At 41.8% G+C, this 11,071-nt stretch carries 13 protein-coding genes; 11 read left to right on the top strand and 2 right to left on the bottom strand.

What is annotated here, in order from left to right:
- Positions 1-510: 510 nt before the first annotated feature.
- From rpmH to jag, 4 genes are all read left to right on the top strand, one after another.
- Positions 511-645, top strand: coding sequence for a 50S ribosomal protein L34 (rpmH, locus tag IGI41_RS14760; RefSeq protein WP_002356012.1), 135 nt, complete (start codon positions 511-513; stop codon positions 643-645).
- Between the two features lie 145 nt (positions 646-790).
- A complete protein-coding gene (gene rnpA / locus IGI41_RS14755; protein ID WP_430610530.1) occupies positions 791-1,126 on the top strand; it encodes a ribonuclease P protein component in 336 nt (111 codons plus the stop codon).
- 18 nt (positions 1,127-1,144) lie between these two features.
- Complete coding sequence (locus tag IGI41_RS14750) at positions 1,145-1,969, top strand: YidC/Oxa1 family membrane protein insertase (RefSeq protein WP_430610529.1); 825 nt, start codon at positions 1,145-1,147, stop codon at positions 1,967-1,969.
- A gap of 18 nt (positions 1,970-1,987) precedes the next feature.
- The gene (jag, locus tag IGI41_RS14745) at positions 1,988-2,746 is read left to right on the top strand and encodes an RNA-binding cell elongation regulator Jag/EloR (protein ID WP_430610528.1); all 759 of its coding nucleotides are present in this window, start codon (positions 1,988-1,990) and stop codon (positions 2,744-2,746) included.
- A gap of 202 nt (positions 2,747-2,948) precedes the next feature.
- Here jag and IGI41_RS14740 read toward each other — a convergent pair whose 3' ends face one another.
- Positions 2,949-3,278, bottom strand: a complete 330-nt coding sequence (locus tag IGI41_RS14740) for a heavy metal-binding domain-containing protein (RefSeq protein WP_054116875.1) — start codon at positions 3,276-3,278, stop codon at positions 2,949-2,951.
- A 223-nt stretch (positions 3,279-3,501) separates the two neighbouring features.
- Here IGI41_RS14740 and mnmE point away from each other — a divergent pair, with 223 nt between their 5' ends.
- Together mnmE and mnmG are read left to right on the top strand one after the other, a co-directional pair.
- Positions 3,502-4,896: a tRNA uridine-5-carboxymethylaminomethyl(34) synthesis GTPase MnmE gene (mnmE, locus tag IGI41_RS14735; protein ID WP_430610527.1), complete on the top strand. Its 1,395-nt coding sequence runs from the start codon at positions 3,502-3,504 to the stop codon at positions 4,894-4,896.
- A gap of 30 nt (positions 4,897-4,926) precedes the next feature.
- On the top strand, positions 4,927-6,822 hold the full coding sequence (gene mnmG / locus IGI41_RS14730; RefSeq protein WP_430610526.1) for a tRNA uridine-5-carboxymethylaminomethyl(34) synthesis enzyme MnmG: 1,896 nt from the start codon (positions 4,927-4,929) through the stop codon (positions 6,820-6,822).
- A 61-nt stretch (positions 6,823-6,883) separates the two neighbouring features.
- Here the strand turns inward: mnmG and IGI41_RS14725 are convergent, their stop codons facing one another.
- Positions 6,884-7,339, bottom strand: coding sequence for a DUF2188 domain-containing protein (locus tag IGI41_RS14725; RefSeq protein ID WP_430610525.1), 456 nt, complete (start codon positions 7,337-7,339; stop codon positions 6,884-6,886).
- Between the two features lie 211 nt (positions 7,340-7,550).
- On the opposite strand from IGI41_RS14725, the gene IGI41_RS14720 reads away from it, so the two are divergent.
- The 5 genes from IGI41_RS14720 (at position 7,551) to rsmG (ending at position 11,066) form a co-directional block, all read left to right on the top strand.
- Positions 7,551-8,444, top strand: coding sequence for an SDR family oxidoreductase (locus IGI41_RS14720; RefSeq protein ID WP_430610524.1), 894 nt, complete (start codon positions 7,551-7,553; stop codon positions 8,442-8,444).
- A 39-nt stretch (positions 8,445-8,483) separates the two neighbouring features.
- A complete protein-coding gene (gene amaP, locus IGI41_RS14715; RefSeq protein WP_430610523.1) occupies positions 8,484-9,053 on the top strand; it encodes an alkaline shock response membrane anchor protein AmaP in 570 nt (189 codons plus the stop codon).
- Positions 9,054-9,063: 10 nt separating this feature from the next.
- On the top strand, positions 9,064-9,252 hold the full coding sequence (locus IGI41_RS14710) for a DUF2273 domain-containing protein (RefSeq protein WP_430610522.1): 189 nt from the start codon (positions 9,064-9,066) through the stop codon (positions 9,250-9,252).
- A gap of 26 nt (positions 9,253-9,278) precedes the next feature.
- Positions 9,279-10,046, top strand: a complete 768-nt coding sequence (locus tag IGI41_RS14705) for an Asp23/Gls24 family envelope stress response protein (protein ID WP_430610521.1) — start codon at positions 9,279-9,281, stop codon at positions 10,044-10,046.
- A gap of 303 nt (positions 10,047-10,349) precedes the next feature.
- Positions 10,350-11,066 (top strand): 16S rRNA (guanine(527)-N(7))-methyltransferase RsmG, encoded by a 717-nt coding sequence (rsmG, locus tag IGI41_RS14700; protein WP_430610520.1) that lies wholly within the window; start codon positions 10,350-10,352, stop codon positions 11,064-11,066.
- Positions 11,067-11,071: the final 5 nt, after the last annotated feature.

The raw sequence follows: 11,071 nt of genomic DNA, 5'->3' as shown, positions 1-11,071 counted from the left end.
AAATTGTCCTCCCATAACTAAAAATAGATATAACTAAAATAGCACGGATTGCAAAAGTTTTCCACAGATTAAGTAAAAAAGGTGAGAAAAAAAATACTTTTCCACACCAGAGGATAAAAATAAAAGAGAGATACACATATGCAAAAAAGGGTTTTCCACAAGGCGGTTATTTCTGTTGATAAGCAAAAATTCCAACAGGTTATCCACACAAAAATACCCAATTCACATACTGGTATCAAAGGGATTCTTGAGACTTATCAACAGTTAAAAAAAGAAATGTGGATAAGTTTTATACATGCTGTTTATTTGTGGAAAAGCCAAAAATAACTGTGGGGAAAAAGTTTTCCACAAGTTTGGGTTTTAAACAGCTAACGCACGTTTTTGGCAGGGATTGTGGATAAAAGAGACGGAAATTACTGCAACTTGTTATTGACAAAGTAGGGCTTGACTCGTTATACTATCAAAGTATGTCTGTGCGCATAAGCATGATCCTGATGGAGGTGGAAATAGATGAAAAGAACGTATCAACCAAATAAACGTAAACGTCAAAAAGTTCACGGATTCCGTAAACGTATGAGTACTAAGAATGGACGTCGTGTTTTAGCTAGCCGTCGTCGTAAAGGCAGAAAGGTTATTTCTGCATAAGCCACTGTTTGCCAGTGGTTTTTTTTTATGCCGTTTTTGCGGAATATAGTGCCTGACGATTCGCAAATATGGTATGATTGACAGGTGAGTGGTTACGTATCCAATGACGTAACAGAGCATAATCGAAAGAAGTGAAGGGACCGAGATGAGAAAATCTTATCGTGTAAAATCAGAGCAAGATTTTCAAAAAGTTTTCCAATCAGGGAATTCTTTTGCAAATCGGAAATTCGTGGTCTATGTCTTGCCTAAAGAGCAGCCGCATTTTCGGGTCGGTTTGTCCGTCGGAAAAAAAGTCGGCAATGCTGTCAAACGAAATGCCGTGAAAAGAAAAATTCGCGCGAGTTTGACTGAGATGAAACCGCGTATTTCACCAGCAATCGATTTTATCGTTATTGCGCGCCCAAGTACGGCAACTTGCTCCTCAAAGGAAATTTATTCGAACTTGGCCCACGTGCTGAAACTTGCGAAAATCATTCAGTAATAGAAAGGAATTAGTTACGTGAAAAAAGGAAAACGCATCTTACTGCTTTTTGGGGTTCTCTCATTAGTAGTTGTCTTATCTGCCTGTGGTGCAACAGGTGAAGTCAATGCACAAAGTACTGGGATTTGGGATCGCTATGTCGTGTATTATTTTGCAGAAGCCATCAAAGCATTATCATTTGGTAATGCAGGGATCGGGATCATTCTCTTTACATTGATCATTCGTGTGATTTTGATGCCGTTGATGCACTTTCAAACGAAAAGTATGCGCAAAACCCAAGAGTTGCAACCAAAACTCAAAGCGTTGCAACAAAAATATGCGTCAAAAGATACTGAAACGCAAAGCAAATTAAAAGAGGAAACGCAAAAGTTATATGCAGAAAACAATGTCAATCCTTATGCAGGCTGCTTGCCTTTATTGGTACAAATGCCGATTTTGATGGCATTATGGCAAGCAATCTCTCGGGTACCTGCCTTGCAGGAAGGGAAGTTCTTGTGGCTGCAATTAGGGGATCATGATCCTTACTTTATCTTACCGATTTTGGCGGCATTATTCACTTTCGCTAGTACGTATCTATCAAGTATGAGCCAAGTAGAGTCAAATGCGAGCTTAAAGATCATGAATTTTGCGATGCCGTTGATGATTCTTTTGATGGGGATCAATATCGCCAGCGGACTATCATTGTATTGGGTCGTCTCAAATGCCTTCCAAGTGGTTCAGACGTTGATTTTGAATAATCCATTTAAGATCCGTCAAGAACGTGAAGAAGCAGCGCGCAAGGAGCGAGAACGCGAGCGTGCATTGAATAGAGCGATGAATCCTAAGAAAAAACGCAAAAAATAAAAAGGAGGCTGCACTGCAATGCCGATTTATGAAAGTCTTACAGTAGAAGAAGCGATCCAAGAAGGATTGCAAGTTCTTGGATTGACCAAAGATCAAGCAATCATCGAAGTGCTTGATGAAGGTAAAAAAGGATTTTTGGGAATGGGAAAAAAACCAGCACGGGTGTCGATCGAAAGAGCCTTGGTACAACCTGAACCTACGAATGATTTAGCACCAGAAGAAGTCATTGATCAATCACCTGTACCCGATGCCATCGTAGATACAGTGACTGAAGTTGAAAGCCCTAGCCAAGCACAACAGAAGACCGATTTGTCAGATGATGAAGCATTGGCCCAATTGGGACTTTATCTGACCAATATTTCAAAAGCATTGCAGGCACCAGCCTTAGTCAAAACTGCGCGTCAAGATGGCTTGATCGTGTTTCACTTAGAAACAGACAAACAAGGGATCTTGATCGGTAAACATGGCAAAACGCTCAATGCATTGCAGTATTTGGCGCAAGTCTATATCCATCGCATTGCCAAAAACAAGTTATCTGTAGTCATCAATGTTGGCGATTATCGCGAAAAACGGCAAGCGATCCTTGAGCGTTTGGCCAGCCGTACCGCTGAAAAAGTCAAACGTACGGGACGTCCCGTTTTCTTAGAACCGATGCCGGCTTTTGAGCGCAAACAGATTCATTCAGTATTAAGCAAAGATACAGGTGTTCAGACACATTCTGAAGGGGACGAACCGTATCGCTATCTCGTCGTAGAACCAACAGCCAAAAAAATTTGATTGAAAAGAGGAAAGGCTTTAAATCAAGCCTTTTCTCTTTTTTTGTACAAAAACGTATTTGACAAGCAATTTGAAACCAAGTATTCTTGATTACAAATCATTCTTATCAAAGTCAACATACGCTACGTAGGTCAAACTTTGGTAACAAAAAAGAGTCCAGCTGCGGACTCTTTTTTTTGACGCATTTTTATCTTAGCCGTTGTTACCCGCCAATCGTTGATTGGGTAAATTGGACGACTGTGCCATAGGCAAAAATTTCTAGAAATGTTTTGTCGCCTTCAACGATGCGATCATGTTCGAAATGACAATTGATCACAGCGTTGGCACCATAGCGATGGGCTGTTTCCTTTAAACGCATTGTGACGTCAGACATCAATTCACTTAGATCAATACTTGTATCGAAAAGATCGACTTCGATTTTGTCCGCCGCGAAGACGATATCCCGTACGATGTAAGGTCGGTTGACGTTACCTGTCGATAAAATGATTTCTTTGATACGGGCGGATGTATCTGTATTTTTGGTCGTATCCATAAGCTTTCCCTCGTTTCATTCTTTTCTTACATTTTAGCGTTTTTCAGGCACATATGCAAAATTTAAAAGTTTGCCAAGAAACTTGCGATACAAAGGAAAATATGCTAATCTATTCCCAGAATTTAATTGACAAGCAGTCAAAGTGCGAAGTCTACTCGTTGGGTTCAATCAACGGGTGGAGTGGGCACTTTTTTTTATGGAAAAAAATAGGAGGCACTAGAACATGGCGAATATTACGCAAGAATTTGACACGATTGCTGCGATCTCTACTCCCCCAGGAGAAGGAGCTATCAGTATTGTCCGTTTGAGTGGTGACCAAGCAATCGCAATCGCTGATAAAATTTTTACCAGCAGCAAGTCATTGGCAGAAGTTCCAAGTCATACGATCCATTATGGACACATCATAGACCCTGTTGAAGAACGTTTGATGGATGAGGTAATGCTATCAGTTATGAAGCAACCACGGACCTTTACAAGGGAAGATGTCGTTGAAATCAATTGTCACGGAGGGATCGTTGTTGTCAATCAACTGTTACAGCTGGTGTTGCGCCAAGGCGCACGGCTGGCTGAGCCGGGTGAGTTCACCAAACGAGCCTTTTTGAATGGTCGGGTCGATCTTTCTCAAGCAGAAGCGGTTATGGATTTGATTCGTGCCAAAACCGATAAAGCGATGAACTTAGCCATCAATCAGTTAGATGGTAATTTATCGCAATTGATTCGCCAATTAAGACAAGAAATCTTGCAAACATTGGCCCAAGTGGAAGTCAATATCGACTATCCGGAATATGATGATGTCGAAGAATTAACGACCCGCCTATTATTGGAAAAAGCCCAGATGGTCAAAGCCCAGATCGAGGCTTTGCTGGCTACTGCCCAACAAGGAAAAATTTTAAGAGAAGGGTTAAGTACCGCGATCATCGGCCGTCCAAACGTAGGAAAATCCAGCTTGCTGAATCATTTGCTTAAAGAAGAGAAAGCGATTGTAACAGATATTGCCGGGACCACTCGGGATGTCATTGAAGAATATGTCAATGTGCGCGGCGTACCATTGAAATTGATCGACACAGCGGGTATTCGTGATACAGAAGATGTCGTAGAAAAAATCGGTGTTGCACGCAGTCGCAAAGCCTTGCAAGAAGCAGAACTGATTTTATTGGTCCTTAACCAAAGTGAAGCAATCACACCGCAAGATCAGCAATTGTTGACCTTGACGAAAGGTGCACGACGAATCATTCTGTTGAACAAGACAGATTTGCCTGCCCAAATTTCTTCAGAAGAATTAGAAGCATATCTCACGGATGAGCCTGTTTTCTCGGTATCTGTATTGACCAATGAAGGCTTAGATCAATTAGAACAAGCAATTGCTGATCTCTTTTTCGGCGGTAAAACGACAGATAAGGATGCCTCTTACTTGTCAAATACCCGTCATATCGCTTTATTAGAAAATGCTGCTCATGCCTTATCTGAAGTGATTGAAGGTATTGAAGCGGGGATGCCAGTTGACTTGGTACAGATTGATATGACACGGTGCTGGGATTATTTAGGAGAAGTTGTTGGAGATAGTGTGCAAGATGAACTGATCACCCAATTGTTCAGTCAATTTTGTCTAGGAAAATAAAGACGCCTTCAGCGCGCAAAGGAGAAGTACATGCAAGAATATCAAGCAGAAAATTATGATGTAATCGTTGTTGGTGCCGGTCATGCGGGTTCAGAGGCAGCCTTAGCTGCAAGTCGAATGGGCGCCAAAACCTTATTGTTAACGATCAATTTGGATATGGTGGCATTTATGCCTTGTAATCCTTCCGTAGGTGGTCCAGCCAAGGGTGTTGTTGTGCGGGAAATCGATGCCCTTGGTGGTGAGATGGGAAAAAACATCGATAAAACCTATATCCAAATGCGGATGCTCAATACTGGTAAAGGACCGGCTGTCCGAGCATTACGGGCCCAAGCGGACAAACATGCATATGCAGCCGAAATGAAACGAACCATCGAACAAGAAGACAACTTGACGTTGCGTCAGGGGATCGTTGAAAAATTATTGGTGGATGATGGACAATGCCATGGTGTCGTCACGTCCACAGGGGCACGCTACGAAGCTGCAGCAGTCGTGATCACTGCTGGTACTGCCTTACGCGGGGAAATCATTATCGGCGAGTTGAAGTATTCTTCTGGTCCCAACAACTCTCAACCATCCATCGGTTTAGCCGACCATTTAAAAGAGTTGGGCTTAGAAATCGCCCGTTTTAAAACAGGCACACCGCCTCGGGTCAAATCAAGTACTATCAATTATGATGTTACGGAGATCCAACCAGGGGATGAACAACCCAACCATTTTAGTTACAGTACACCAGATGAAAACTATAATCAAAACCAAGAACCATGCTGGTTGACGTATACCAACGAAGGCACCCACCAAATCATTCAAAATAACCTGCATCGGGCGCCCATGTTTACAGGGATCGTTGAAGGAGTCGGTGCCAGATATTGTCCGTCGATCGAAGATAAGATCGTGCGATTTGCAGATAAATCTCGCCATCAATTGTTCTTGGAACCGGAAGGCTTGCATACGGAAGAAGTCTATGTGCAAGGATTATCCACGTCAATGCCAGAAGATGTCCAAGTGCAAATGCTGCATTCGATTGCGGGCTTAGAAAATGTCGAAATGATGCGCACAGGCTATGCGATTGAATATGATGTCGTAGTCCCCCACCAATTACGACCAACATTAGAAACAAAGGTCATCGAAAATTTATTTACAGCCGGTCAAACCAACGGCACTAGCGGGTATGAAGAAGCAGCAGGTCAAGGACTGATTGCTGGAATCAATGCAGCGCTGAAGATTCAAGGCAAAGAACCTTTTATCATGAAGCGCAGCGATGGCTATATCGGTGTCATGATCGACGATTTGGTTACCAAAGGGACCAACGAACCTTACCGTCTGTTGACTTCAAGAGCGGAATACCGCTTATTGCTCCGTCATGATAACGCTGATCTTCGTTTGACAGAAGTCGGTCATCATATCGGCTTAGTCAAAGAAGACCAATATCAAAGCTATTTAGCCAAGAAAGCTGCCGTAGAACAAGAAATGGCTCGCTTAAAAAAAATTCGGATCAAACCAACGCCAGAAGTCCAAGCTTACTTGACTGGCAAAGGTACTGCAACGTTGAAAGATGGTGTTCTTGCTTACGATTTCTTGCGACGGCCAGAAGTGACCTACCAAGAAATGCTGGCTTTTATTGAAGCCAATGATGCATTGAAACCCAAAGAGATCGAACAAGTTGAGATCCAAATCAAATATGAAGGCTATATCAAAAAAGCCCTCGAAAAAGTCGATAAGCTGAAACGGATGGAAGCGAAGCGAATTCCAGAGATGATCGATTATGCAGCTATCAACGGTTTAGCAACAGAAGCCAAACAAAAACTGCAAAAAATCCAACCGGAAACGATTGCCCAAGCCAGCCGCATCAGTGGCGTCAACCCAGCGGATATCAGTATTTTGATGGTCTATATCGAACAAGGGAAAATTGCGAAAATCACAAATTAACCAAAAACCATGCAGGCAAACTAGGACCGCATAAGCGATCTCGGTTTACCTGCATGTTTTTTTAATTGTCACGATAGTCGATTTCTTGTTGCTTTGTGCCATCTTGTTTATAGATCGTTAAGACCGATTGCTTATTTTGCGCGATTTCTTTGCCTCTAGTTACTGCATCCTCTTTTTTGTCAAACTGATCACTGGCACGTTCAGCACCTTTAGTGCGTACTTCCCACTGGTCATCTTGGTAACGGATGGTTACATCAGCGTCCATTAACTTTTTAGCATTTTTATTGACTTCGTGTTTGTCATTTTTTTGCGGATTTTTTTCTTGTTGAAAAGCTTTCTTTTCGTCAGCTGTCGCATCTTCGAACCACTTCTCGGCTTGACTGGTAGCGATTGGGATGGCGCGGTCATCGGTATACCCATCTGCTAACAATGCGTTGGCAATCGAAATGGCTTTCTTGCGCACTAATGGATCTAGATTTTTCATTGAAACAGGATAATCATTGACATTCCATGGCATATTGGTTCCTCCTCATGATGACTTATACTATCTCTTAGTTTACTGGCTTCTGAGAAAAAGGGAAACGATATGCTTTTTCTTTGGTTTGTAGCCCTTTTCTTTTTCCAAAAAACACCAAAAGGCATTTTCTTTTTGGTTATACAAGCGTTATATTTCCCAAAAAAAATCGAATGGTTTAGAATTTTAGTATAAAGCGAAGGAGGACGTACAAATGAGTGAACCTATATTGACTGATCCACGGGATATCTATCACACTGGCAAATTCAGCAAACAGGAACAAGATACGCCTGCTTTACAAGACGAGATGCAGCCAGAGCCAGATTGTGGTGAAGAATCTTATGTCGGCAGTCAGCAGTTGGAAAACCGCCGGGTCTTGATCACTGGTGGTGATTCAGGGATCGGGCGTGCAGCAGCGATCGCGTTTGCCCGGGAAGGGGCTGACATCGCGTTGCATTTTTTCCCAGGGGAAGAAAAAGATGCGAAAGAAGTGGCCAAATACATTGAAGATGCCGGACGTAAGGTGATATTGCTGCCATATGATCTGCGAGATGAAAGTGCCCCACAAGCAATCATTGATCAAGCGGTCGATGCGTTAGGTGGATTAGACACACTCGTGTTAAATGCAGCGCAACAGATCACCCGGCCATCGATTGCCGAATTACCGATTGAACAAGTAAAAGATACCTTCATGGTCAACATTATTTCGATGTTTGCCTTGGTCAAAGCAGCAGAGCCTCATTTACCTGCCGGCGGTGCTATCGTGACAACGACATCTGTTCAAGCCTTTAGCCCCAGTGCCCATCTGATGGATTATGCGGCTACGAAGTCAGCGATTGCAAGCTTTACGGTTAGTTTGGCGAAACAATTTGCTGAGAAAGGGATTCGTGTCAATGGTGTAGCGCCTGGTCCTATTTGGACACCATTACAATTAGATCATGGTCAGCCAGAAGATGCCTTACCAGAATTTGGCCAACAATCCTTATTGAAACGGGCAGGACAACCAGCAGAATTGGCACCAGTCTATGTCTTTTTGGCTTCCAACAAAGCAAGTTATGTTACCGCACAAATTTACGGTGTTACAGGTGGCGAAGCAATCAATTTGTAAACCCCTATGAAATAAAGCAAGCAAAGGAGGAGGTGTCTTATGAGTAAAGGGTGGAAAATCGTATCGATTGTCATTTCATTGGTCTTTATTACTGTTTTATTGCCAATCGTTTTAATGAGTAATCCTTACATGCAATTGCCTTTCGGGTTAGACAGAAATGGCAATGTTGTGTCTTATTTCTTCAACAATTTGTTTATGCGGCAATACATGTTTTGGGTAGCAGCAGTCTTGATCATTTTGTTTTTGATCGTGATTTTAGTGATTCTGTTTTATCCAAAAACAAAAACGACCTTCGTATTAAAGGAAGATAAAGGAACATTGACGATCGACAAGAAGGCGATCGAAGGACTTGTGCGTACCAAAGTCAACGACAAGGAATTTGTTGAAGGACCAAAAGTAGCAGTCAAAGCGACAAAAAATCGTCTATTGATCAAAATCAAAGGCAGATTAAAACGCACATCCGCTTTAGTTGGTAAGACCGAAAACTTAATGGCAGAGATCCAACAAGATGTGCAACGGGTTTTAGGCTCTAGTGAAAAAATCAAGGTTGAAGTCAATTATGCCAATTTTGAGCAAAAAGAAACCCCAGAAAATCCACGTGTAGAATAGGAGGGCTATCATGAACGAAATCCAAAAATACAAAATCCCATTGATTTTCGGCGCGATCGGCCTGATCATCGCATTGTTATTTGTCACGATTGGCTTTTTAAAGACAGTGCTGATCCTATTGCTGACAGGACTTGGGTTCTTATTGGGATTATATGTACAACGTACCGGTATCTTAGATGAATTTCTAAATCGACAATAATGACAATAATTTAGGAGGAATTTTACATGAGTGATAAAAACGAATTAAATAATGAAAAAACAATCAGTGCTCATCCAGATCCAGATGTGCCAAATACAGCGCATAACCCAAATGAAAATTCAGTACCAATGACAGAAGCGCCAGATCCAGTGGTACCAGGTGCCCAACGTGCGGTTGATCATAAACCGAATGGACCAAAACCAGAAGATCATCCTGCACCAGGTAATCCAAAACCAGCTGGTGATCATCCAACACCACCAACACCGCCAAAACCAGGATTTGAAGGACCTACAGGTGATGCACCAGTCAATGGTACATTGACCTATGATGATAAAGTGATTCAAAAAATCATCGGTATCGCTTTAGAACACGTGGATGGATTACTGACTGTTGATGGTGGCTTCTTCTCGAATATCGCTGAAAAATTAGTGAATACTGACAATGTGACTTCTGGTATCAATACCGAAGTCGGCAAAAAACAAGTAGCAGTCGATTTAGATATCGTGGTGGAATATGGCCGCAATATCCCAGATATCGCTGAGCAGGTCAAAGAAGTGATTGAAAGTGAAGTGTCTAAGATGACACAGTTAGAAGTTATCGAAGTCAATATCAATGTAGTTGATGTTAAAACAGTTGCAGAGTATCAAGAAGATAGCGAAACTGTGCAGGATAAAGTGTCTTCTGCAGCGTCAAAAACAGGTGATTTTGCTTCACGTCAAACAGACAAAGCGAAACATGCTGCTGCTAGAACATCTGATCGCATTGAAGAAGCAACTGAACCTCGCGTAAAATAAACGTATAGTAAAAAGAAGCATCGACTCGCTACGTCGATGCTTCTTTTTTTTGTGAAAAAAAAAGCCGACCAGCAAGTTTGGCAGCCTTGCTGGTCGAGGAAAAATGAAAAAAGTTTTTTTGGATTGATATGACTATACAGCATCTAACTTAAAGTAAACTTAAAACTGTAAATGCGTTCATTTAAAAAAGATTAATTCTCTTTTTTTCCCGTTGTCTGACCCTTGCAACTAGGCGCTTTTTGCGTTAAAGTAGGAATTAGTCTGTGAAACATTTACTGTTTCACGAAATAGAAAGGATACACTATGCGACCTGAAGAATTTCAACAAGCATTAGCGAAACACGGTATTGAATTAACGCCATTACAAATGGAACAATTTGCTGCTTATTTTAACTGTCTGATTGAGTGGAATCAAAAAATGAACTTGACGGCAATCACTGAAGAAAAAGAAGTTTATCTGAAACATTTTTTTGATTCTGTGGCGTTGGCCTTTGAAACAGATCTCGCAACACATAGTCATTTGTGTGATGTCGGTTCCGGTGCCGGTTTTCCAAGTATCCCTTTGAAAATCGTCTTTCCTGAATTAGAAATCACGATTGTTGATTCATTGAATAAACGCATTACATTTTTGCAAAATCTGGTTGCGAAACTACAATTAGAAGATGTCCATCTTTACCATGATCGTGCAGAAACATTTGGACAAAACCCGCAGTTTCGCGGGCAGTTTGACTACGTGACGGCTCGAGCTGTCGCCAGATTGAACGTCTTGACTGAGCTATGTTTGCCATTGGTCAAAAAAGCAGGCTATTTTTATGCCCTGAAAGCAGCTAAGAGTGAAGAGGAATTCATTGAAGCAAAACCAGCAATCTCACAATTAGGTGGAAAGTTCATCATGGAAAAGAGCTTTTCATTGCCTGTCAGTGGTGATGAACGACATGTGCTGATCATTCAAAAAACCAAAGAAACACCAAAGAAATATCCACGTAAACCAGGTACACCAGCGAAACAACCAATTAAGTAGGAGGA

Origin of the sequence: Enterococcus sp. DIV0876 (assembly GCF_050529585.1) — a bacterium.
Classification (GTDB): domain Bacteria; phylum Bacillota; class Bacilli; order Lactobacillales; family Enterococcaceae; genus Enterococcus_D.
Note: the sequence above shows the minus strand (reverse complement) of the source record. Positions and strands in the feature narration are given on the sequence as shown.

What these genes read in the sequence shown, in the direction of transcription:
- mnmE (WP_430610527.1), top strand. Translation starts at nt 3,502, where the DNA reads ATGGCGAATATTACGCAAGAATTTGACACGATTGCTGCGATCTCTACT.
- rpmH (WP_002356012.1), top strand. Translation starts at nt 511, where the DNA reads ATGAAAAGAACGTATCAACCAAATAAACGTAAACGTCAAAAAGTTCAC.
- IGI41_RS14740 (WP_054116875.1), bottom strand. Translation starts at nt 3,278, where the DNA reads ATGGATACGACCAAAAATACAGATACATCCGCCCGTATCAAAGAAATC.
- IGI41_RS14705 (WP_430610521.1), top strand. Translation starts at nt 9,279, where the DNA reads ATGAGTGATAAAAACGAATTAAATAATGAAAAAACAATCAGTGCTCAT.
- amaP (WP_430610523.1), top strand. Translation starts at nt 8,484, where the DNA reads ATGAGTAAAGGGTGGAAAATCGTATCGATTGTCATTTCATTGGTCTTT.
- jag (WP_430610528.1), top strand. Translation starts at nt 1,988, where the DNA reads ATGCCGATTTATGAAAGTCTTACAGTAGAAGAAGCGATCCAAGAAGGA.
- rsmG (WP_430610520.1), top strand. Translation starts at nt 10,350, where the DNA reads ATGCGACCTGAAGAATTTCAACAAGCATTAGCGAAACACGGTATTGAA.
- IGI41_RS14720 (WP_430610524.1), top strand. Translation starts at nt 7,551, where the DNA reads ATGAGTGAACCTATATTGACTGATCCACGGGATATCTATCACACTGGC.
- mnmG (WP_430610526.1), top strand. Translation starts at nt 4,927, where the DNA reads ATGCAAGAATATCAAGCAGAAAATTATGATGTAATCGTTGTTGGTGCC.
- IGI41_RS14725 (WP_430610525.1), bottom strand. Translation starts at nt 7,339, where the DNA reads ATGCCATGGAATGTCAATGATTATCCTGTTTCAATGAAAAATCTAGAT.
- rnpA (WP_430610530.1), top strand. Translation starts at nt 791, where the DNA reads ATGAGAAAATCTTATCGTGTAAAATCAGAGCAAGATTTTCAAAAAGTT.
- IGI41_RS14710 (WP_430610522.1), top strand. Translation starts at nt 9,064, where the DNA reads ATGAACGAAATCCAAAAATACAAAATCCCATTGATTTTCGGCGCGATC.